The 20,781-nt window shown below is 37.8% G+C and carries 22 protein-coding genes; 11 read left to right on the top strand and 11 right to left on the bottom strand.

Going from position 1 to position 20,781, the window contains the following annotated elements; all coding sequences use genetic code 11:
• Positions 1-22 precede the first annotated feature (22 nt).
• The 3 genes from M2R48_RS18255 (at position 23) to dinB (ending at position 2,926) form a co-directional block, all read left to right on the top strand.
• Positions 23-991 carry a hypothetical protein gene (locus M2R48_RS18255; RefSeq protein WP_262087057.1) on the top strand — a complete coding sequence of 323 codons (969 nt, stop codon included), beginning with the start codon at positions 23-25 and terminating at the stop codon, positions 989-991.
• A 70-nt stretch (positions 992-1,061) separates the two neighbouring features.
• Positions 1,062-1,748, top strand: coding sequence for a glycoside hydrolase family 25 protein (locus M2R48_RS18250; protein WP_262087530.1), 687 nt, complete (start codon positions 1,062-1,064; stop codon positions 1,746-1,748).
• 122 nt (positions 1,749-1,870) lie between these two features.
• Positions 1,871-2,926, top strand: a complete 1,056-nt coding sequence (gene dinB, locus M2R48_RS18245) for a DNA polymerase IV (protein ID WP_262087056.1) — start codon at positions 1,871-1,873, stop codon at positions 2,924-2,926.
• Between the two features lie 41 nt (positions 2,927-2,967).
• On the opposite strand, the gene M2R48_RS18240 is transcribed toward dinB, so the two are convergent.
• Complete coding sequence (locus M2R48_RS18240) at positions 2,968-3,567, bottom strand: alpha/beta fold hydrolase (protein ID WP_262087055.1); 600 nt, start codon at positions 3,565-3,567, stop codon at positions 2,968-2,970.
• Positions 3,568-3,593: 26 nt separating this feature from the next.
• Positions 3,594-4,235: a glutathione S-transferase family protein gene (locus tag M2R48_RS18235; protein ID WP_262087054.1), complete on the bottom strand. Its 642-nt coding sequence runs from the start codon at positions 4,233-4,235 to the stop codon at positions 3,594-3,596.
• Positions 4,236-4,370: 135 nt separating this feature from the next.
• Here M2R48_RS18235 and M2R48_RS18230 point away from each other — a divergent pair, with 135 nt between their 5' ends.
• Entirely contained in the window at positions 4,371-4,817 is a 447-nt protein-coding gene (locus tag M2R48_RS18230; RefSeq protein ID WP_262087053.1) for a surface-adhesin E family protein, read from the top strand.
• Positions 4,818-4,922: 105 nt separating this feature from the next.
• On the opposite strand, the gene M2R48_RS18225 is transcribed toward M2R48_RS18230, so the two are convergent.
• The 9 genes from M2R48_RS18225 to rsgA all read right to left on the bottom strand — a co-directional run bounded on the left by M2R48_RS18225 (position 4,923) and on the right by rsgA (position 10,526).
• Positions 4,923-5,321: an OsmC family protein gene (locus tag M2R48_RS18225; protein ID WP_004718587.1), complete on the bottom strand. Its 399-nt coding sequence runs from the start codon at positions 5,319-5,321 to the stop codon at positions 4,923-4,925.
• 157 nt (positions 5,322-5,478) lie between these two features.
• Positions 5,479-6,426, bottom strand: coding sequence for a pirin family protein (locus tag M2R48_RS18220; protein WP_034611289.1), 948 nt, complete (start codon positions 6,424-6,426; stop codon positions 5,479-5,481).
• A gap of 265 nt (positions 6,427-6,691) precedes the next feature.
• Positions 6,692-7,015 carry a DUF2798 domain-containing protein gene (locus M2R48_RS18215; RefSeq protein ID WP_406565189.1) on the bottom strand — a complete coding sequence of 108 codons (324 nt, stop codon included), beginning with the start codon at positions 7,013-7,015 and terminating at the stop codon, positions 6,692-6,694.
• Positions 7,008-7,310, bottom strand: a complete 303-nt coding sequence (locus M2R48_RS18210) for a DUF3861 domain-containing protein (RefSeq protein ID WP_004818410.1) — start codon at positions 7,308-7,310, stop codon at positions 7,008-7,010. The genes M2R48_RS18215 and M2R48_RS18210 overlap by 8 nt, the downstream gene beginning before the upstream one ends.
• Before the next feature lie 288 nt (positions 7,311-7,598).
• Positions 7,599-8,045: a DUF4184 family protein gene (locus tag M2R48_RS18205; protein WP_262087052.1), complete on the bottom strand. Its 447-nt coding sequence runs from the start codon at positions 8,043-8,045 to the stop codon at positions 7,599-7,601.
• 139 nt (positions 8,046-8,184) lie between these two features.
• Positions 8,185-8,643 (bottom strand): protein-export chaperone SecB, encoded by a 459-nt coding sequence (gene secB, locus M2R48_RS18200; protein ID WP_004725824.1) that lies wholly within the window; start codon positions 8,641-8,643, stop codon positions 8,185-8,187.
• Between the two features lie 48 nt (positions 8,644-8,691).
• The gene (gene grxC, locus M2R48_RS18195; protein ID WP_004725827.1) at positions 8,692-8,949 is read right to left on the bottom strand and encodes a glutaredoxin 3; all 258 of its coding nucleotides are present in this window, start codon (positions 8,947-8,949) and stop codon (positions 8,692-8,694) included.
• 16 nt (positions 8,950-8,965) lie between these two features.
• Positions 8,966-9,376, bottom strand: a complete 411-nt coding sequence (locus M2R48_RS18190) for a rhodanese-like domain-containing protein (RefSeq protein ID WP_004725828.1) — start codon at positions 9,374-9,376, stop codon at positions 8,966-8,968.
• Positions 9,377-9,467: 91 nt separating this feature from the next.
• Positions 9,468-10,526: a small ribosomal subunit biogenesis GTPase RsgA gene (gene rsgA / locus M2R48_RS18185; RefSeq protein ID WP_004725830.1), complete on the bottom strand. Its 1,059-nt coding sequence runs from the start codon at positions 10,524-10,526 to the stop codon at positions 9,468-9,470.
• A 122-nt stretch (positions 10,527-10,648) separates the two neighbouring features.
• Here rsgA and orn point away from each other — a divergent pair, with 122 nt between their 5' ends.
• The 7 genes from orn (at position 10,649) to M2R48_RS18150 (ending at position 20,746) form a co-directional block, all read left to right on the top strand.
• Positions 10,649-11,206: an oligoribonuclease gene (gene orn / locus M2R48_RS18180; protein ID WP_004725833.1), complete on the top strand. Its 558-nt coding sequence runs from the start codon at positions 10,649-10,651 to the stop codon at positions 11,204-11,206.
• 211 nt (positions 11,207-11,417) lie between these two features.
• Positions 11,418-12,152 (top strand): Bax inhibitor-1/YccA family protein, encoded by a 735-nt coding sequence (locus M2R48_RS18175; protein WP_004816949.1) that lies wholly within the window; start codon positions 11,418-11,420, stop codon positions 12,150-12,152.
• Positions 12,153-12,312: 160 nt separating this feature from the next.
• Positions 12,313-13,116: an enoyl-ACP reductase gene (locus M2R48_RS18170; RefSeq protein WP_004725837.1), complete on the top strand. Its 804-nt coding sequence runs from the start codon at positions 12,313-12,315 to the stop codon at positions 13,114-13,116.
• A 173-nt stretch (positions 13,117-13,289) separates the two neighbouring features.
• Positions 13,290-15,920 carry a type VI secretion system Vgr family protein gene (locus tag M2R48_RS18165; protein ID WP_262087051.1) on the top strand — a complete coding sequence of 877 codons (2,631 nt, stop codon included), beginning with the start codon at positions 13,290-13,292 and terminating at the stop codon, positions 15,918-15,920.
• On the top strand, positions 15,920-16,777 hold the full coding sequence (locus M2R48_RS18160) for a hypothetical protein (RefSeq protein ID WP_262087050.1): 858 nt from the start codon (positions 15,920-15,922) through the stop codon (positions 16,775-16,777). The genes M2R48_RS18165 and M2R48_RS18160 overlap by 1 nt, the downstream gene beginning before the upstream one ends.
• Complete coding sequence (locus M2R48_RS18155; RefSeq protein ID WP_262087049.1) at positions 16,767-19,751, top strand: T6SS effector BTH_I2691 family protein; 2,985 nt, start codon at positions 16,767-16,769, stop codon at positions 19,749-19,751. Before M2R48_RS18160 ends, M2R48_RS18155 begins: the two co-directional genes overlap by 11 nt.
• Positions 19,751-20,746, top strand: a complete 996-nt coding sequence (locus tag M2R48_RS18150) for a DUF6708 domain-containing protein (RefSeq protein ID WP_410004183.1) — start codon at positions 19,751-19,753, stop codon at positions 20,744-20,746. The genes M2R48_RS18155 and M2R48_RS18150 overlap by 1 nt, the downstream gene beginning before the upstream one ends.
• The last annotated feature ends 35 nt before the right edge of the window (positions 20,747-20,781 follow it).

Here is a 20,781-nt window from a genome sequence, read left to right as displayed (position 1 = left end):
ATCAATAATAAGGAAATTTTATATGATCATTCCTAAATACTGGGCTGAGGCTAAAATAAAAACACAGCTTGAAAAACGCCAAATGACCATTAAACGCTTTGGATGGTCAGATCTGAGTATGGAAGAAGCCCAAGTGCATGCTAAAACACGTACAACAGAAGCGCTTGAAAAACTCAGATCAGGTCAAAACATCCGAAAATTTGACCATAAAATTCCTTACAATGGGAGTGAAGGGCTTCCAATACGTGAAGAAATCATTGATCAACAAGATGATGTAATTATCACTCGTAATTCTTATGGTGCACTCTGTCTAAATACACCTGATGTACTATTTGCTGATATTGATTTTAATTACACCCCGAGTAGTCGATTGTATTTTTCAGGATTATTTTTACTCTTTCTAATCAGCATTGTGAGTGCTTTATTATTTCAATCATGGATTGTACTGGCTATAGGAATACTTCTTTCAATCATAACCAGTAAACAAACTGCTGAAATGCTATTAGATATTCAACATAGGTTTATAGGGGAACCTGAACAACAAGTCTTAAAGTCTATTCGTAATTTCTCTCAACATCATCCTACATGGCATTTACGTATCTATCGAACGCCAAAAGGCTATCGTGTTTTAGTGATGCATCAAGTATTTGATCCAAGAGGTGAAGAGGCTCAATTGCTTTTTAACGCACTACAAGCAGATCCCAACTATGTACGAATGTGTAAGAACCAAAATTGCTTCCGAGCAAGAGTCAGCCCCAAACCGTGGAGAATAGGTGTCGAAGCATTACGTTCAGGTGTTTGGCCTGTTAAAGAAAATCGTGTGCTTGACCGAGAAATCTGGATTACCGAATATCAAGTACGTGCCAAAAAATATGCATCGTGTAAATTTATAGAACAATTGGGTAGTCAAATAATGCACCCCAAAGCAAAACGCGTACAATCGACACATGATCAATACTGCAATGCAAATATTAACTTAGACATCGCATAACATTGGCGATAGGATTATTTTTGTGAAACATACGCCTAAATATTGTTCCATCATCACCAGTATAGGGTGTATGAGTTTATTGGGTATCGCCAGTTACTTGGCTGTGTTCTATCCACAAAATGCGGGTGCTCAAGATTATACCATTCGTGGTTTCGATGTATCACATCATCAAGGTGATATTGATTGGAAAAAAATCTCTCCGCAGCACTATCAGTTTGTCTATCTCAAAGCCACTGAAGGTGGCGATTATCAAGATGATAAATTTCAGCAGTATTGGTTAGAAGCACGTGAGCGTGGTCTGCGCGTAGGTGCTTATCACTTCTTTCGTTTATGTCGCGATGGTGACATTCAAACACAAAATTTTATCAAAACAGTGCCAAATAAAAGCAATGCCTTGCCCCCTGTGATGGACTTGGAGTATGACAGCAGTTGCATAAACACCTATACCAAAGAACAATTAATCAAACACATCAAAAATATGCATGATCAATTGCAAAAGCATTATGGTAAACAACCGATTTTTTATACTTCCAAAATCTTTTACAACATGGTACTCACAGGTGAATTTAAAGATACACCGATTTGGATTCGTGAATATAAAGATAAGCCTGATTTAAAAGACCAACGTGCATGGACATTTTGGCAACAGAGCAACCAAGGCAAAATTCAAGGCATCGAGAAAAATGTCGATTTAAATGTATTTTATGGTGATGCAGAACAATGGCAGCAGTTTTTACAGAAAAATAAGTTGAATTAAGCGTAATCAAGATCATTCATGACATAAGCTGTCGCATATTCTTTACAAAATTCAAATTCATCAATAGAAACAAATCAAGATCGGTTAGAATAATCACACAGCGTTTCAACACTGTGTAATTCATGAGAAAAATCATCCATATTGACATGGATGCATTCTATGCATCTGTAGAGCTACTCGACCGTCCTGAATTAAAGCATCTGCCTGTGGTGATTTCCTCACATCATCCTCGGGCTGTGATTGCTGCTGCATCCTACCCAGCGCGTCAGTTTGGATTACGCTCTGCCATGTCGATGTCTCAGGCAAAAAAACTCTGCCCTCAAGTCTATGTGATTGAACCGAATTTTGAAAAGTATCGTGACGTTTCTGTAAAGATTCATGAGATTTTTCAGAAATACACTGCGCTTATCGAACCTTTATCTTTAGATGAAGCTTATTTAGATGTCACTGAAAATTTACAAAATATTCCCAGTGCCACTGAAGTGGCGGAACGAATTCGAGCTGATATTTTTCAACAAACAGGGCTTACGGCTTCAGCAGGTGTGGCACCGAATAAATTTCTTGCCAAAATTGCCTCGGATTGGAATAAACCCAATGGCATTTGCATCATTAAACCGACCCAAGTTCAACATTTTATCCATGATTTACCCCTGAAAAAAATTCCTGGTGTCGGTAAAGTCACTCAGGAAAAACTGAAAAGCTTAAACTTAGAGACTTTGGGGGATTTGCAAAAAATTGAAGAAAATATACTGATCCATCATTTTGGCAAATATGGCAGACAGTTGTTTTTATATGCCCAAGGTATTGATGATCGCCCAGTACAAGCCGAACGACAACGTCAGCAAATTTCCAAAGAAACCACATTTGATGATGATCTCAGCCTTGAACAGTGCTCAATCTATTGGGACAATTTAATTGAACGCGTTTGGCTCAGTTTAGAAAAAAAACACATGCAGGCTCGTGGTGTCACCGTTAAGTTAAAACTCAAGAATTTTCAAGTTTTACAGCACAGTAAAAGTTTTAAAACCGCACTTCAATCACAGCAAGAAATGATTCAAGTCATTCAAATATTATTAAGCGAAATGCAAATTCCTAAGCATTTCCAATTCCGTTTAATCGGGGTAGGTTTATACCAACTGACAGATCAGCAAGATGAAGCACAGTTGTCATTATGGTAAACATAAATGAAAAAGACATGTGCGACTTCAGCTTAAATCTTTTACTTTATATCAGAAATAAAATCGTGAATTAATCTCGCCACTTGATTTGCGTGTACATTGGCCAAATCATGTTTCCCTTGTTCAATTATATGCAATCTGGAATGCTGAATTTTTTCATGCAAATATTTACCCACGCCCACAGGGCTAATGGGATCTGCATCGCCCCAGAGCAACAGGACTGGGCACGCTATTTTGTATAATGAATCATCTAAATGGGTTTGATGATCGACAAACCAATTGGGCACCGCAAATGTTTGCTGGTAATCGCCTCGCCAATCGGCAACCTGAAAGGGGCTTAAATCAATTCCACCAGAGCTTGCAACCAAAACCAAAGCTTTGATCAATTCAGGTTTTTGTAATGCTGCTTGAACTGCAAAAACCCCTCCCATAGATTGAGCAATCACAATACAGGGCTGTTGAATTTGGTCGAGAATATAGCCATGTAAATCGTCAAAACTATCAATATGCGGATGCTCTGGATGCCCAGCAAAACTTGGATAGGCCATCACTGTTTTTTGATGATCGGCTGAAAGCTGCTGCATAACAGGTTGCCAAAATTCTGTACTTCCCGATGCGCCTGGTAAAAAAATTAAATGCATTCAGCCATCACCTTGATATACAAAATTTAATCATCACTCTTTAGTTTAGCACGTTGAAAAGCAGGACGTTGCTGAATTCGTTCAGCATATGCAGCCAGTCGAGGGGTTTTATTTTTGGTTCTTTGTTGCATGGCAATCACGGGAAAACTCATTTGAATGTCGGCAAAAGAAAACTCACCTGCGGCATAGTCATGTTGACTAAAATAAGCTTCCAAAAAGGCTGCATGCTCTTTTAAACGAGGATTGCTAAAGCCGCCACGGACACCTTCTGAAATTTTCTTTGCAATAGGACGAATTAAAAAAGGAACATGTTTTGGCATATTGGTCATGACCAAGGTCATCAACAAATAAGGCATTAAAGAACCCTCGGCATAATGCATCCAGTAGTTATATTGCATTAAGTCTTTAGGATTCTGAGGCTTAAACCGATTTTTTGTATCATAGGTTGCTTGAAGATAATCTAAAATCACAGCAGATTCTGCAATTGTCAGGTCACCATCGGTCAATACAGGTGACTTTCCAAGCGGATGAACTGCTTTTAACTCAGGGGGCGCAGCGAAAGTAGGCAAGCGCTTATAGTGCTTAATCTGATATTCAAGTCCCAACTCTTCTAAAGCCCAAATAATACGGAGTGAACGAGATTGATCTAGGTGATGTAATGTAATCATTGTATTGCCTCAGTTTTTATCCTTCGACTATAAATTGATCTCAACTTTTCAACAATTCTATTACTGTATTTAAATCATTTTTTTATCAACTTTGTTTATACTCTAGATTCAATACTGGTTATTCTGAGAATAAAAATGAAGTCACTTATCCCGTTAATTTTCTTCTTTATTTGTTCAAATCTATATGCATATCAACCCAAGCTTATGTTACTGGGATCTCTTGAGAATAAGGGTGAGTCCTTTATTGATGTAAATGCACATCAAAAAATTCGTGATTCGTTTAAGCAAGCTGTCATCTATGAGAAATATGCCCATCCTATAAAAGATGAGCAAGGTGCAACATATCAATCGGTTATTAAACAGCTTATTGTGGATTGTAAAGAGAAAACCATCGCCATTCGGGGTGCTGACTACTTTGCAGGAAAAACATCAAACAGCAAATTAGTGAAAAAATTTGATGACCTTACCTTGAGCCATGATGGTGAAACGGGAGCAGCTTTTTATTCCTTTGACGATTTAGAGTTTAAAGCCTTGAATCAAGATAAGTTTTATAACAAAATTTATGCAAACACCTGTAAATAAAATAATTTTTGAATAATCTTACTGGCAGAAAAAAAGATATTTTGTTTTTATGCAAAATATCTTTTACGGATCAGCGACAACGACCATCTTTTACATAGCCGTTTTTTAAATAATCGTGGTATTGATTTCCACACTACGCAATAAAGTCTTGGTCACTGGGGTTTTTTGGCAAATGTCTAACACTTTTTGATGCAACTCTTCAGACAAAGGAGTGGCAAAAGACAAGCGACGCTCGACCCATTCTTTCCCCTCTTTATTGGCATTAAAATCAGCTTCAACTGTAAACTCACCCAAATCAAGCCCTTTGTGTTGAGCATACATACGCAATGTAATCATGGTACAAGAAATTAAACCTGAACAGATAAAATCATAAGGCGCTAAGCCCTTGTCTTGCCCACCGAATGATTCTGGTTTGTCGGTAATCAGTTGATGTTTTCCACTCACCACCTCACCTGACCATGGTTCTGGATAGGTTTTTACCTTTGCATTTGCAATAATTGCCATTTTATTTTCCTTTAATCTTTAAATTTTTAGTGAATGCCAGTTTAAATAAAACTTTGTAAACGCAACACTTGCGCTAAAGGATAATCAAGCATGCCTTTAACGCAAATTATTTAGTTTGAATCCCTGTCTAAAGATCGACAATGCGCAATGCAGCACATCACTTCGATGCTCGCATCTTGTCTGGGAATGCCGGTGCTTCTAAACGTGGACCATCATAATCAGGGATCGTTCCAAAACGGGCATCCTGATTTGCCCATTGTTCTGTTGCCGTTTTTAGTTCTTCCTGTGTTCTGCCCACAAGATTCCACCACAGTAATATAGGCGACTCAAAAGGTTCTCCACCAATCAACAGTAAACGCGAGCCTTTTGGTAATTCAACTTCAATCTGTGAAATTCCAGGTTCTATCACCACCATATTGTCACTATTTAAATCATGACCATTTACTGTTGCTTCACCTTCTAATGCCATAAATCCATATTCAAAATGAGGATTCAGTGGAATACGTGTCTTGGTTGATTCTTTTGCAAAAAAATCGATCCCGACTAATTCCGTATGCACTTTGACAGGAGATTTGGTATTCATGAATTCACCGACTAAAACTGTAAATTCAATATGGTCCTGCTCTACAATGGGTAATTCTGGATAATGATCAAACTGCGGTGCCATATTGATCTTATCATCAGGCAATGCAATCCAAAGCTGTGCAGCATGCATTCTCGTTTCAGTATCGGGAGCAACTTCTGTATGGGAAATTCCATAACCCGCAGTCATCAGATTCACTTGTTTAGGACGAATCAATTGTTTAGAGCCGATGCTGTCTGTATGCATCATCGTCCCTTCGATCATCCAAGTGAAGGTTTGTAATCCAATATGTGGGTGCGGTCCGACATCCAATCCATCTCCCTGAGGAAATACGACTGGACCTGCGTGATCTAAAAAGCACCATGCGCCAATCATGCGTTTTTGACGACTGGGTAATGCACGTTTAATGACGGTGCCTTTGCCTATTTCTGCTGAACGGATTGGAAAATCTTGAATAAACTGATTCACATATTTTTCACAATCGTCAGAGTTAGAAATCTCGGTATAGTTGGTATTGGTCATTTTGTTATCCTAAATTTGTCCATCAGCTCAGGACGTTATTGCAACATCTACAATTTCATTTTATTTAGCTTATCGGTTTTATATACATCGACCTATAGCTATCTTAATACGCTGAATACCATGAATAGGACAATAATAGTTTGGTTTTTGTTATGCAGTTTCTGATTACAAAATCTGGGAGCAATACTTTACCGAGTTGCATATTCACATTGAAATGTTTATAGACCCACCATCACCCTATGACATGTTCAAAGCCTTGATCGAATTAAGCAGAAGGTGGTGGCGTAAGATCTACAAATAAGCCTGTGAAACGGCGAACCAGAGGTAAAAAAATTAATACTGTGGGAAAGGCAATCATCCATGAAAATAGCCAGACGCTAAACCATTTTGCAAAAAATCCATCGAACCACCCCACATTTTTCCATAAATTAATCATGGAAATGGTCGCACTCATCAAAGCTGAGAGTATCAACGGCATAATCCACCCTGCATATTTTGCTGGTAATTTCGGAATTCCAGCAAAAATCATGGCAGGTTTATGTTGATCGCGTCTATTTCCGATCTTGATCTCTGGTTTTAAATCACGCATTTTTCTTGACGTTCTGCTTTAGGTTTTTCATAAATTGTTTAACTGCGGGTTCAAAGTCTTGAAATAGCACATGATCACGGTGGGTAATCATCACCTCTAAGAAGAGTTTTAATCCTACCGCAAACGCTTTAGTGGTTTCTTCATCAAAAAACTCAGCAGCTTTTAAGCGCTCTACGATTTGGAAAATATCATCGTGATTACCCACATTAAATTCGATATTTTCATCGTAGGTTGATGGATGACCTTGCGCATCTGCAAGATGTTGCACAGTTACATAATATTGATGTTGTTTCATAAGATTTCTCTAACTTGTTAAATATGCGGCTGGGTTTAATGAAGGGTCTGTTGACAATTCGTCTACGTTTGCGACTACGTGTGTTTTTTAGACGATACTAGGCGCGAGATACGAAATTTAGTCATTCTAAATGAGTATTTCGAAACGACGTAGCGGCAAAAAACACGCTAGTCCCGAAGGGTTGTGGCTAAAATTATCTCAGCCTACGTTATGAAACTCGAAAATAGTCTCGCTATTCTCTTCGTTTCCTGCCTTGCCCGCTCAATTTTAGCCTACAACGCAAGCCATTTATGAAATGTCAACAGACCCTAAACTCCCATAAAAAATAAAATTGTAGGGAATCATGTTGAGTAAAACTTGAGAATAACTCAGCGGATAAAAGGGATACATATCTGCATGCATCAACGCATCTAAAAAAACATGACTAAAACTCCCGACCAAAGCACTGACTGTCGCCACTTGCCATGTGATCTGCCAGTCTGCTTGTTTGAATAAGTTGCGTAAGCAAAACTCACTCATCACTTTACCTATGGGGACTGCAAGCAAAGCAATCAACAAAGCACCAAGTAAATTATGGGTATATAAATGGAGTGTGGTCCAGCCTCGAATGATGCCAATTAGAGGTTCTATATCCATCAAAACTTGAACACCAGAGAAAATTAACAAGCTAAATTTTTTATTTGCAATAGCTTTACAGCTTGCGCCTAAGCCCAAATGTAAGGGAGTAAATGGCATTGTTATTGTTCATGCTTATTGTGATGTTTAAATTATAAAAAATTGCATCACACACGGTTGTGAAGTTTGGGTGATTTTTATCTGATCAAATATAAAAAAGACCGCATAGTGCGGTCTTTTAAACTTAATTATTGAGAAATTAAGCTTGGCCTTCAGCAGCAGCGCCTTGGGCACGTTCCATATTTGCTTCAAACTCTGCATCAAAATTGATTGGCGTAAGAAGTAATTGAGGGAAGCTACCTTTCGTTACAAGATCATTAACTGCTTCACGCAAGAATGGGAACAAAATGTTCGGGCAGTAAGCACCTAAGATGTATGGAAGACGGTCTTCTTCAATACCATCAATCAAGAAAATACCTGATTGTGTTACATCGACGATAAATGCTGTATCGCCGGCATTGTTCGCTTGCACAACAACTTTTAAAGACACTTCAAAGTGGGTTGCATCCACTTTTTCAGCAGCAGAAGACAAGTTGATGTTTAATTCAGGTTGCCATTCTTTGGTAAAAACTTGAGCCCCAGGTACTTCAAAAGAAATGTCTTTTGTATAAATACGTTCTAAAGCTAGTTGTGGTTGAGCTTGTTGTTCTTCACTCATTCTTTATTCCTTAAATTTTAAGAAGTGATTCATTAATTAAGTTGTGGATTAACCAAGTAACTCATCGAGTTTGCCGGCTTTTTCTAAAGCATAAAGCTGGTCAAAACCACCGATAAATTCATTATTAATAAAAATTTGTGGCACTGTACGGTGTCGAGTTTTCTGGATCAGCTCAGTCTTAACTTCAGGTGCTTCTTCATCGAGATTGATTTCGGTAAAAGCAACACCTTTACGCTCAAGTAGAGATTTCGCACGTACACAGTATGGGCAAAAAGTTGTTGAATATACTTTTACTTCAGCAGTCATGTTGAGCTCCTTAAGCTTATTTTTTAGCTTTAACTAATGGCAAGCCTTGGGCTTTCCAGTTACTGATACCACCATCAAGACGATAGCTGTCTGCATGGCCGACTTGTTGTAAAGCACTTCCTGCAACTTGACCTAAGTTGCAGATAAATACTAAAGGACGGTCAGCAGTTTTTAACTCTTCGATGTGACTGGCAATTTGACTGTATGGAATGTTGCGACTGCCACTCACATGACCTTCACGGAAATCTTTAGCATCGCGTAAATCAATCAACATCGCATTTTTAGCCTTCACTAAAATACCAAGTGATTGTGGTGAAATCTTACGACCACTGCGTTGTCCTTCAAAAATAAAGAACAAGATCGCCAGTACCCCTAAAATACCAAATAAGAAGGGGTGATTCCCCATAAACTCAAACCAACGTTCCACAAGTCACCTAATTACAATCAAAAATTGCGTCGAGTATAGCGTATATATATGGTGATCAAAATCACCGCTTCAAGGTTCTCAAAGAAGAAATTTAATTTTTTTGTTGCGCATCAGTGATTTCTTCAATTAAACGTAAATAACTTTCATGTCGTCTGGCTAGAATTTCACCATTTTCTACCGCTTTTTTAATTGCGCACTGTTTCTCATGTGTGTGGGTGCAATTACGATATTGGCAATGTCCAATCAAGTTAGAGATTTCAGGAAAGCCTGCATCAATCTTTTCTAGGCTCAAATGCCAAAGCCCAAATTCACGGATGCCGGGCGAGTCGATCAAAGCACCGTTTTCACCAAAACGAATCAAACGGGTAGAGGTGGTTGTATGTTGTCCGAGTGCTGAGTTTTCAGAAATAATATTGGTCTTTTGTTCTGCATCAGGAACGATGACATTAATCAGGGTACTTTTGCCGACACCTGATTGCCCAACGAAAGCAACAGTTTCGTTGTCGAGTCGTTGCTTTAATTCGCTAATATCACCTTCAGACTGAGTGATCAGTACTTCATAGCCCAAGTCTTGATATTCTTTAATGAGATCTAAAATAGGATCATTTTCTTTGAGTAAATCTGATTTGTTTAACACCAAAAGGACTGGAATATCCGCATCTGCACATGCCACCAAATAGCGATCAATTAGCGTGGGTGCTGGCTCAGGCAGAGTTGCAAAGACAATGACGATTAAACTGATATTGGCTGCGACAGGTTTAACTTTATGATAACGATCGGGACGCGTTAACAACGAGGTCCTTGGGTGAATGGCAGTGATGATGCCTAAACCTGTATTTGGATCTGCTTGCCACTGAACTTTGTCGCCCGTCACTAACAGCTCTAAATTGGTTCGTGTATGACAGCGCCAAACACTGCCTAATTCAATCGGTTTCCAAAAGGGTTCTGGATCACCTTCATTGACGATGGGTTTTTGCGGATGTTGAGTAGGAACAGAAAGGGCTTGTACTTCGAGTTGTCGTCCATAATGCTGAACAACAAGACCTTCAAGGTCATTGGAAGTGTCGATTTCTTCTTGACGTGTTTTATGTTGTTTCTGAATGCGGCGTTGCTGCTGTTCAGTTAAACGACGTTTACGAATTAAAGCCATTCATATCCTAAAAACCTTAAAAATGAGAAGGCAAAAATACCATGACAGGCGAATGAATTACAGCGAAGATGCAAGAAATTTGCTACTATTCATTTTTTATTGGCCTAATAAGATTGCACTATATGAGCAGCACTCCGGATACCCGCTTAATTTGGATCGACCTAGAGATGACAGGTTTAGATACAGATAATGACAAGATCATTGAAATTGCGACAATTGTAACAGATGATCATTTGAACATTTTGGCGGAAGGCCCTGTGCTCGCAGTGCATCAATCAGATGTTATCCTCAATGCAATGGATGAGTGGAACACCAAACAACACGGTCAGTCAGGTCTGATTGAACGGGTGCGTCGTAGTAAACTCACAGCGCAAGATGCAGAGCAGCAAACCTTAGAATTTTTGAAGAAATGGATTAATCCTAAAACTTCACCAATGTGTGGTAATTCAATCTGCCAAGATCGCCGTTTTATGCATCGTTTAATGCCTGAGCTTGAACAATTCTTCCATTATCGTAATTTGGACGTGTCTTCAGTGAAAGAGTTAGCAAAACGCTGGAGACCTGAAATTATGAGCGGTCTAAAGAAAAATGCTTCACATTTGGCAATGGATGATATCCGCGATTCGATTGCTGAACTTAAATATTATCGTCAGTATTTCTTTATCGCCAATCAAGATTAATCACCTGAGTGGTTAAATCTCATTACATATCAGATTGAAAGAAGAGGCTTTTTAGCCTCTTTTTTTACTATGCATTTTGGTTTTTTAAGCTATACTAAAGCTGATGTCCTCTGACAACTCGTTACAAAAAATAGCAAGCAGTTCAAATTGTTTGCATAAAAAACGTTTTAATATCCTTATATATATTTGAATTATTACAAAGAGATTGACTATGCAAAGTAATAACCCAATTTTAACGCGTGCGGAAACGTATGCAGATTATGAACAGCCAATGACTGTACAAGGCGCAATTCAAAAATCAGTTTTATTGACTGTTATTGCGGCCATACTCGGTGTTGGAATTTTTTTCTATAGCTTTACCACAATGAATGTTGGAATTGCCTATGCTGCCGCAATGGTCGGTGCAATTGGTGGTTTGATTCTCGGATTGGTTGCTACATTTAAGCCGAATACAGCACGTGTTTTAGCTATTCCTTATGCATTCTTTGAAGGTGCATTTTTGGGTGGTGTTTCAGTGATCTTCCAACTGAAGTTTCCGGGCGTACCATTACAAGCACTTTTAGCTACATTTATCACAACTTTAGTGATGTTTGGTTTATATAAGTTCCAAATTATTCGTGCAACTGAAAAATTTAAATCTATTGTGATTTCAGCATCTATCGCAATTGCATTGGTTTTTGTGGTGCAGTTCATTATGCGTTTGGCTTTTGGTTCAAGCATTCCATTCTTATTTGAAAGCAGTATTTTAGGTATTGGTTTTGCTGCATTTGTTGCAGTGATCGCATCATTGAACCTGATTCTTGATTTCGATTTGATTGAGTCTGCTGCAGCACAACGTGCACCGAAAGCTTATGAATGGTTATGTGGTATCGCTTTATTGGCAACATTGGTATGGATGTACTATTCATTCCTACGTTTATTGAGCTTGTTGCAAGGTGATGATTAATCATTCCCTTTATATCGATTGATAGATTTGAAAAGGCGCACTCGATTCAGTGCGCTTTTTTTATGTTTTTAGTAAACTTTTAAAAAAAGATGCATTATGCAATTTAGTTATGGGTCAAGACTTGGCATTATGCTTACAAAATTGATCAGGTGAGAATTTCATGGCACAAGGACTATTGGCAGGTAAACGCTTTTTAATCGCGGGTATTGCAAGTAAATTATCCATTGCATTTGGTATTGCTCAGGCATTACATCGTGAAGGTGCAGAACTCGCATTTACTTATCCAAACGATAAACTAAAAAAACGTGTAGATGATTTTGCAGAACAATTCGGTTCTACTTTAGTTTTCCCTTGTGATGTTGCTGTGGATGCTGAAATTGACCATGCATTTGCTGAATTAGCAAAGCATTGGGATGGTTTGGATGGTGTTGTACATTCAATCGGCTTTGCACCTGCGCATACACTTGATGGTGATTTCACGGACGTCACAGATCGTGAAGGTTTTAAAATTGCCCATGACATCAGTGCTTATAGTTTTGTTGCTATGGCACGTGCAGCAAAACCTTTATTGTTGGCCCGCCAAGGCTGTTTATTGACTTTAACTTACCAAGGTTCAGAGTCTGTTATGCCAAACTATAATGTTATGGGTATGGCGAAAGCATCTTTGGAAGCAGGGGTACGTTATTTAGCATCAAGCTTAGGTGCTGAGGGTATTCGTGTAAATGCAATTTCAGCAGGTCCAATCCGTACTTTAGCGGCATCTGGGATTAAATCTTTCCGTAAAATGTTAGATGCCAATGAAAAAATTGCACCGTTAAAACGTAATGTTACGATTGAAGACGTAGGTAATGCAGCCTTATTCCTATGCTCACCTTGGGCAAATGGGATCACTGGTGAAATTCTGTATGTCGATGCTGGTTTTAATACGGTCGGTATGAGCCAGTCAATGATGGATAGCGAATAAAGTTAAGTTTGTTTAACTGGTTGAATTCAAAACATAAACCTCAATATTTAAACGTGAATATTGAGGTTTTTTTACAAATTTTAAAAAATTAACCGATCAATAAACTAGGATTCAATCGTTTTTTTTGATTAAATATTCATAAATATTAATATTATTTTAAGTTTGATAAGAAAATGAATTTTGCCAATATATTTTCGGCTCTGCAACACCTTGGATTGACTGCGCAAAAACGAGCCTTGCATATCCAATTTAGCAATCCTGATTTGACTGCTCAAGTCTTCTTACAACGTATCGATGGACAACATAGTCTAAACCAAGGTGTGTCTGTTGAACTGATTTGCCTTGCCACTTCAGCAACGATTCCGCTTAAACAATTTATCGGTAGCCAAGTGGCCATTGATCAAGTCACTGATCATGGACAACTGTTTCGTAGCACAGGGGTGATTACTGAGGCCGCACAAGGGCAAAGTGATGGCGCACTAACGCTATATAAACTCAAACTCGAAGATGCCACTTCATTGTGGCATAAACGCCGTAACAGCCGAGTGTTTATGAATAAGTCGGTTGTGCAAGTCATAGAAACGCTGTTTAAAGAATGGCAAGACAAAAGCCCACTGTTTGCATCGAGTCTAAGCCTCGATAAAAGTGGACTGAAAAAAGATTACGATATCCGACCATTCATTATGCAGAGTAACGAAAGCGACTATGCATTTTTAAGCCGCTTGATGCGCAGTGAAGGGATCAACTGGTTGATTGATGAAGCACAATTGATTGTACCTAGTTCTGCGACTCAAATTCAGCCGCAAAAACTGCGCTTGGTGGATGATAACAGTGAATACAAAGCGCTAGATCGAAGAAAGATCCGCTTCCATCGTAGCAGTGCCACAGAACAACAAGACAGCATCACCAGCTTTATCGGACAACGTAGCTTACAACCCACCGCTGTCCACGTACAACGCTGGCAAGCAGATGTTTTAGAGCAAGAAGAGGGCGCAGGCAGTGTTCAAAGTAAACACCAGCACAGTCAAAATCAGAATAATGCCAGTCTTGGTTTAGAACAAGCTTGGCATATTAGCCCAGCATGGATTCAAGACCTGAACGGTGAAGATCAAGCAACCTCTTCAAATAACAATCAGATTGAAAAGATTAACCAAAACCTCAGTCATTATTACGATGCTCAATCCAAACAATTTGTTGCCAACTCCACTGTGCGTGATGCACAAGTGGGTTACTGGTTTGAATTAAACGAACACCCAGAAATAGACCAACACAGTGGCTCAGACAAAGAGTTTCTGATCACGTCAAAGACATTCTATAACCAGAACAATTTACCCAAAGATCTGAGTGAACAAATCAATCGCTTGCTCCAACAAAGCAATTGGGTAAACGAAAATAAAGCAGATCCAAACAACCCAGAACGCCAAGCCAATCAATTGGTACTACAACGCCGTAATATCACTACTGTTCCTGAATACCATCCACTACAACACCGTCCAAGTACCCATCCACAACGTGCCAAAGTGGTTGGGCCAAGTGGAGAAGAAATTCATGTCGATGAATGGGGACGTATTAAAGTTCGCTTCCTATTTACTCGCAATGAAGATCATAGTCATGATGGTGGTGCAGGGAGCAATGGCAACGACACTGATTCCGCTTGGGTGGATGTACTGACCCCGTGGGCAGGTGAAGGCTATGGTGCGCGGTTCTTACCGAGGATTGGCGAGATTGTCGTGATAGATTTCTTTGATGGCAATATTGACCGACCATTTGTGGTGGGGCGTATCCATGAAGCACAACGAAGCCCAACGAAATTTGATGACAAAGGGCAATTGCCTGATACCAAAAAATTAGCAGGGATCAAAAGTCGAGAAGTTAAAGGCAGTGGCTATGGCCAGCTTAGATTTGACGATACCACAGACCAAATCAGCAGTCAGCTACAAAGTAGTCACGGTGCGAGTCAACTTAACCTCGGTAATCTGAGTCATCCTAAAGAAACCGAGACCAGTGAGGGACGAGGCCAAGGCTTTGAACTAAGAACAGATCAATGGGGAGCGTTACGAGCTGGGCAAGGCCTACTACTGAGTACCTATGCTCAAGATTCAGCTTCAGGTAACCATCTTGATGCGACTGCCGCGAAAAGTCAGTTAGAAAGCAGCCTAAATAACTCTAAGGCCTTAAGTGAAGTTGCCAAGAACCAGCAAACTGATCCTTTGGAGGTGTTGGAAAGAATAAAAGGGTTTATCAATACACTAGACCAACAAGATCCGAAAAAAGCAGATGCATTTAAGTCTGCGGTGATGATGTTGGCTTCACCTAATTCGATTGCGCTTGCCAGTAACGAAGATATTCATCTTTCAGCAGATGGGCAAATCAGTCATACCGCAGGCGACAGTATCAACCTAAGTACACAAAAGGCTTTGATTGGGCATGCCAGTGCTAAGATCAGTCTTTTTGCGGCACAGGAAGGGGCAAGGTTATTTGCTGGAAAAGGTAAAGTTGAACTTCAAGCTCAAGATGGTGGTGCAGATGTGATTGCACGCAAAGGGATTCAAATCATTTCGACCGAAGACGCGGTTTATATCATCAGTCCGAAAGAGATTAAGTTGATTGGTGATGGTTCTGAATTAAAGATTAATGGTTCAGGGGTATTTTCAACAACAGGTGGTTTGTTTCAGGTGAAGTCAGGACAACAGAAGTTTACCAGTGGTGCGAAGATTAATTCAGACATTCCTCAACTTCCTATTTGTGAAATGCGTGTTTCTGGTGCTGCGGCAAAAGGTGATGCTTCTGTGGAGCTTTCATAATGTTATTAGAGCCTATGCATCCAAAAGAAGTGATTGAGTATGATTACGTCATTATTGACCCGAATCTAAATGCTCAATATTTTTATGAAGTGGAAGCTCAACTTAAGTCTTTAGCACCTGATTATGCGAAGAATGTACAGCATGTTTTTCCGTATTTATTGCGTTTAAATTCAGTTGGTGCTTCGCTTGTTGATGAAATAAAGCAACATGATCAAAATCAGATCAAAGCGGGGCTTTCACCTTTTTTTCTAATTACGTTTAAAAGTGTTCCAACTCGAGAACCTGATATTGTTGATCACTTAAAACAAAATTTAGTCTATGAAGTAGGCACTAAGAAGTATTTGTATCGGTTTTTTGATCCGAAAATTTGGATGTTACTCAATTATTTTGAGAGTCAGGATTTTTTATGGATCAATAAATATTTTAAAAATATTGAATTTAATTTCTTAAATGAAACATTGTGCTTTGACGCTGGATCTGAGGGGGATTTTATTCAACAGCCTGATCATGATTTATTGGAAAAAATCAGTGTAAACAATAGAGTGTTTGAAAAGTTAAAATTCAAGACTGACGATCTGCTAGCATACTTTTTGAAAGTAAATCAGATTTTTAATTATGCAGACTTAATAAAAAATAAAGGAATTTTGACCAAGGATGATGCTGTAGCATCCATTTTTCATGCAGATTTAATCGGTGAAAGCTTTCTTGAAACCCACTTTTTCCAACGTTTAACAGAAAGTCCCAAAGGCTATGAACAGGCAAGCAAACAGCTTTCAACGTCTGAGTGGGATGATTTTTTTAAAAAACAAAATATTGATGATGAAAATTTAAAAAATAAGGTGATGTATGGATTCTAAGAGTTGTGATTTTTGTAAAAGAGATATTGGCTTAAAGATTTTTGTGAATCGCTATATATTTTCATCAACAGGTACAAATATTCCACTTGATATGGCTGAAAATCAAAGTGAATTGTATGAAATAGAGGATATAAAATCAGATATCAAAGAATATTTATCGGGTTTAGAAGAAACCAAGTTTGATTTTATTAACTCCTATAAGCCACCTAGTCCGCAAGCTTCAACAGCCACGTCAGCTTTAGAAGCATCTAGTCATGATTCAGAAAATAATCTTGAAGCACCAGTTGAGTCTCTGAATACGATTAGGGTCACAGCCACAAAGGGTAGTTATAGTTATCCTAAACACAAAACTGAAACATCAATGGAACAGTATGGTTTTAAAGGGAGTACTTTAAGAAAAGGTTTTTTATATGTTTTCCTAAAACACTTAAACCAATGGCAAGAATATAAAATTTCTGAAAAGGGCTTTTTAAAACGTATTAATGAATCAAATTATGATCAAGATTACTCATCTAGACCCTTAGTTTTAATGGAGCAGGGTGATGAGCCTTGCATGAATATTAAGCATAGAGCAAATGCTTTAACGATCGTTGTACCCAAACCCAAGGAAGCCTCTTTTGTATATTTAAAATATTCTGAAAACGCATGGAGCAAAGCAACGAAGCTGAGAAACAAGTCACCTGAATTTTACGAAAAATATATGGATAAATTTGACGTAAAAAAATTTATTGCAGGACAATACGAAAAAGGCACATTCCCAATGAAGGCGGGAATTGAGAATTTTTGTGCAGATTATATAACAATATGGAAGTCGGGTGAAAAAGGTGAAGGGATTTTAGAAAACAGTCTATTAAAAAATAATATATCAAAAGATTTATTTTCATATTCAGAGTATTTTTCCTATCTGTCAGGGAAGACACCTAAAGATATACTTGAAGACACTATGTCTCAAAATGAAGATATTAACCAAGTTAAAACTAATAATTTAGCTTATAGAATATTTTCAGACTCAAGTTTGGATGATTCATTTCTTAAAGAGCATAGCAAAGAGGAGCTCACCGAGGCTTTATCAAATGATGCAAAAGCAAGAATACTTTTTGGAGCTGTATTTGCGATTGATGACCCTGTTGGCGTAGTGATGGATATTTCAGCTCAAGTCGCAAATCAAATGATGAGTGACGAAGATTATACTGATGATGAAAAAACTGTTAACACATTAGAAGTGTTAAAAAATAACTTTGGGATTAATGATTATCCTTACTTTACCAATGAAGAATTAAAAAGAAAAGAAGAAGCTAAAGAGCTTAATCGTATGATTAACGGTCCTGGAGCAATTTATGGTGAGCTCCTTGAGGAGAGGTGGAATGAGAAAAAATCAACTGAAGAACTCAATGCCGAGGAGCGAGCGCAAAAAGCAGCAGAACAAATAGGAAAAAATAAAGAATGGAATACAAAATATATTCAATATATTGATTCAAATAGATTTAGTGCGGGTTTAGCCACGCTTAAGCAGAAAAAGCAACAGCAGACAGCCTATGCGGATGAATTGGATGGAATAGGTCAAGAGTTTCTTAAAGAAAGCATAATTGCGGATCATTTTTTCTTTAACCAAGAAAAAGATAATTTAGTTGATGGTGTTTCTCTTGGCATGTGTGTCAATCTAGTTTTAGAAAGTAGCAAATTATGTCCAAAAATGAATAAATACATGGGGCAATACTTATACAACACGCGAGATCCTAACAATTACTTTTTAAATTTTCTTGCTTTAAATTCAAATGGACTTCGTCAAAAGTTAAATGAACAAATTAATAAATGGTCGCTGACTAATTTAAATGGAGCTTTTGCTACACAGCCTTTTGGGGATTTCATTAATTCCTTTCATGGCTTTTTAAGTACAGCTCGAACGGAAGAATTAAAATTTACATTGTTGACGAATATCAGCAAAGCCTTTTTAAATATCACAGGGCTATCTGCCCCGAATGCTTTAGCTGCTCATCCATTCCAGCCTTTAATGATTTCAATGTTTAGTTTGTCTGAAATCAAGTCTGAGCGAATTACTTTTACGAATAAAAGCGATTTTAACTCGAAAATGCGAAATTATTATAGATCACATCAAAATATCGTTGGCAAAGATAATGGTCTAGGCAATGTCATAAAAAATAGTGATTGGAACTATCTGTATGATAAATACAAGCATCTTAAATATATCGATGTGCCACGTTTAGAAGTAAATCCTGAGTTTGAGAGAAATTTACCAAAAAACTTTAGAGAAGCTGTAAAAAAGCATGCTGAGTTATTAAAAAAACAAAGTGCGATGAATGTCAGCGTTATTGCTGAAGATGCTATAGAGCCAAGCCCAAGCTCAGATTATTTTAAATTCTTTATGATTAAAGTCGCAATTGTTGGTTTACAAGGCTGGGCAATTTGTACTGTTTTTAGTCAAAGTTTTGACAATAAATATGAAAAAGTTGGTCGCAGAAGTGCTGCTGTGATTGGTCTAACCATGTCCACTGTAGAAGCAGTGGGCGCACTGTTGAATTCAAGTGATAAAATCACGTCACAATCTCGGCTGTTAAAGTCAATGAATACTTTTATTCTTGAATTAACGACAGATAATAAAAGTATTGTTAAGGGGTGGATTTGGAGAGGCTTTGGTTTGTTTGCTGGACTAATATTTGGTGGATTTGATGTATATAATGGGGTTAAGGCTAGTTCTAATGGTGAGTTTGCTTATGGGTCTCTTTTGGTTGCCAGTGGTGTGAGTGTAATTATAGGTTCTTTATTCATTTTTGCATTAAATCCTTTTGGATGGATTGCAATTGCTTTAGGTATCATTCTTTCTTTAATTGCCTATTTTGTAAAAGAGAATAATATTCAAATATGGATACAACGATGCCTACTATCGACCAATACTGAAAAGAAAAGATTTAGTGATATTTTCGAGCAAACAGATCAGTTAAAGACGGTAATATGATGAAAAATAAAATTAAAAAGCATGTGTTTGGTTATGATGTGTTTAAAGAAAACATACCTTTTTCAAAATTAGATGAAGGTGATGTACTGTTAAATCCTCATGATGAGTTTAAACGTAATCATAACTGGTCTTTTTTAAGAATGAATGATGATTATATCGAACTCATTGACCAATCTTATGCGAGGTTAGGAAAAGGATTAAGTCTTTTAGTTTTTATATCACCTTTACTTTTTTTTATAATTGGTTACTTGGTGTACATGTTGGTTAACCCATTTTATAATGAAGGTGTTTTATTATATATATTTATTGTATTTGTTTATATATTCTTATTGTTTTTTACATTATATGGATTTTTGAGTCCATACTTTAAATATGATCATAAGAAACCATTATGTAGACCAATCTTATTTAACCGAAAAACAGGCAAGGTGTTTTTTTATTTAACTGAAGCTGAGTATATCGAACGAGATTGGAAAGATGTCGTTTATGTGATGGGGAGTAGTTTTGGGCTTTCAGGTATACCACTCAGGGAGCTTAGGGCACATGTTGTGGAAAATGGTATTTTAAAACACACATTCGTCATTGGTTTTCCTATGATTGGTATCTTTCGTACCCAAGGTTTATGGTCATTTATATGTCATTTTATGCATAAGGGACCAGAAGAACTATATCCAAAGCCTAATCCGATGTATGGAACAATAGACCCGTTTACGCAATTAACGTTTTGCCAACAGGTCATTGGAGCAAAAGAAAGTTATCGAGATACATGGAAGTCATTTCGAATCATTTATCATGATAATTGGGTTCCTGCTTTATTTTCCTATCCTTTTGATGTGTGTAATTTTATTGCAAGACGAATATTGCTCAATATAAAATCTCAACCTGTATGGCATAAAGAGGTTATCCTTAAAAATAAAATGGAACAACAACGTCCAGAGGAAATCAGCTTTAAAGACAACTTTGAATTTAGTATGTTTGAGATGAAAGATAAATAATAGAGCGCGAAAGCGCTTTGATTTTTAAAAATTAA

It is taken from the genome of Acinetobacter sp. I-MWF (genome assembly GCF_025433935.1).
Classification (GTDB): Bacteria; Pseudomonadota; Gammaproteobacteria; order Pseudomonadales; family Moraxellaceae; genus Acinetobacter; species Acinetobacter guillouiae.
This window is presented reverse-complemented; position numbering and strand designations above follow the sequence as displayed.

What these genes read in the sequence shown, in the direction of transcription:
- M2R48_RS18255 (WP_262087057.1), top strand. Translation starts at nt 23, where the DNA reads ATGATCATTCCTAAATACTGGGCTGAGGCTAAAATAAAAACACAGCTT.
- M2R48_RS18250 (WP_262087530.1), top strand. Translation starts at nt 1,062, where the DNA reads ATGAGTTTATTGGGTATCGCCAGTTACTTGGCTGTGTTCTATCCACAA.
- dinB (WP_262087056.1), top strand. Translation starts at nt 1,871, where the DNA reads ATGAGAAAAATCATCCATATTGACATGGATGCATTCTATGCATCTGTA.
- M2R48_RS18240 (WP_262087055.1), bottom strand. Translation starts at nt 3,567, where the DNA reads ATGCATTTAATTTTTTTACCAGGCGCATCGGGAAGTACAGAATTTTGG.
- M2R48_RS18235 (WP_262087054.1), bottom strand. Translation starts at nt 4,235, where the DNA reads ATGATTACATTACATCACCTAGATCAATCTCGTTCACTCCGTATTATT.
- M2R48_RS18230 (WP_262087053.1), top strand. Translation starts at nt 4,371, where the DNA reads ATGAAGTCACTTATCCCGTTAATTTTCTTCTTTATTTGTTCAAATCTA.
- M2R48_RS18225 (WP_004718587.1), bottom strand. Translation starts at nt 5,321, where the DNA reads ATGGCAATTATTGCAAATGCAAAGGTAAAAACCTATCCAGAACCATGG.
- M2R48_RS18220 (WP_034611289.1), bottom strand. Translation starts at nt 6,426, where the DNA reads ATGACCAATACCAACTATACCGAGATTTCTAACTCTGACGATTGTGAA.
- M2R48_RS18215 (WP_406565189.1), bottom strand. Translation starts at nt 7,015, where the DNA reads ATGCGTGATTTAAAACCAGAGATCAAGATCGGAAATAGACGCGATCAA.
- M2R48_RS18210 (WP_004818410.1), bottom strand. Translation starts at nt 7,310, where the DNA reads ATGAAACAACATCAATATTATGTAACTGTGCAACATCTTGCAGATGCG.
- M2R48_RS18205 (WP_262087052.1), bottom strand. Translation starts at nt 8,045, where the DNA reads ATGCCATTTACTCCCTTACATTTGGGCTTAGGCGCAAGCTGTAAAGCT.
- secB (WP_004725824.1), bottom strand. Translation starts at nt 8,643, where the DNA reads ATGAGTGAAGAACAACAAGCTCAACCACAACTAGCTTTAGAACGTATT.
- grxC (WP_004725827.1), bottom strand. Translation starts at nt 8,949, where the DNA reads ATGACTGCTGAAGTAAAAGTATATTCAACAACTTTTTGCCCATACTGT.
- rsgA (WP_004725830.1), bottom strand. Translation starts at nt 10,526, where the DNA reads ATGGCTTTAATTCGTAAACGTCGTTTAACTGAACAGCAGCAACGCCGC.
- orn (WP_004725833.1), top strand. Translation starts at nt 10,649, where the DNA reads ATGAGCAGCACTCCGGATACCCGCTTAATTTGGATCGACCTAGAGATG.
- M2R48_RS18175 (WP_004816949.1), top strand. Translation starts at nt 11,418, where the DNA reads ATGCAAAGTAATAACCCAATTTTAACGCGTGCGGAAACGTATGCAGAT.
- M2R48_RS18170 (WP_004725837.1), top strand. Translation starts at nt 12,313, where the DNA reads ATGGCACAAGGACTATTGGCAGGTAAACGCTTTTTAATCGCGGGTATT.
- M2R48_RS18165 (WP_262087051.1), top strand. Translation starts at nt 13,290, where the DNA reads ATGAATTTTGCCAATATATTTTCGGCTCTGCAACACCTTGGATTGACT.
- M2R48_RS18160 (WP_262087050.1), top strand. Translation starts at nt 15,920, where the DNA reads ATGTTATTAGAGCCTATGCATCCAAAAGAAGTGATTGAGTATGATTAC.
- M2R48_RS18155 (WP_262087049.1), top strand. Translation starts at nt 16,767, where the DNA reads ATGGATTCTAAGAGTTGTGATTTTTGTAAAAGAGATATTGGCTTAAAG.
- M2R48_RS18150 (WP_410004183.1), top strand. Translation starts at nt 19,751, where the DNA reads ATGAAAAATAAAATTAAAAAGCATGTGTTTGGTTATGATGTGTTTAAA.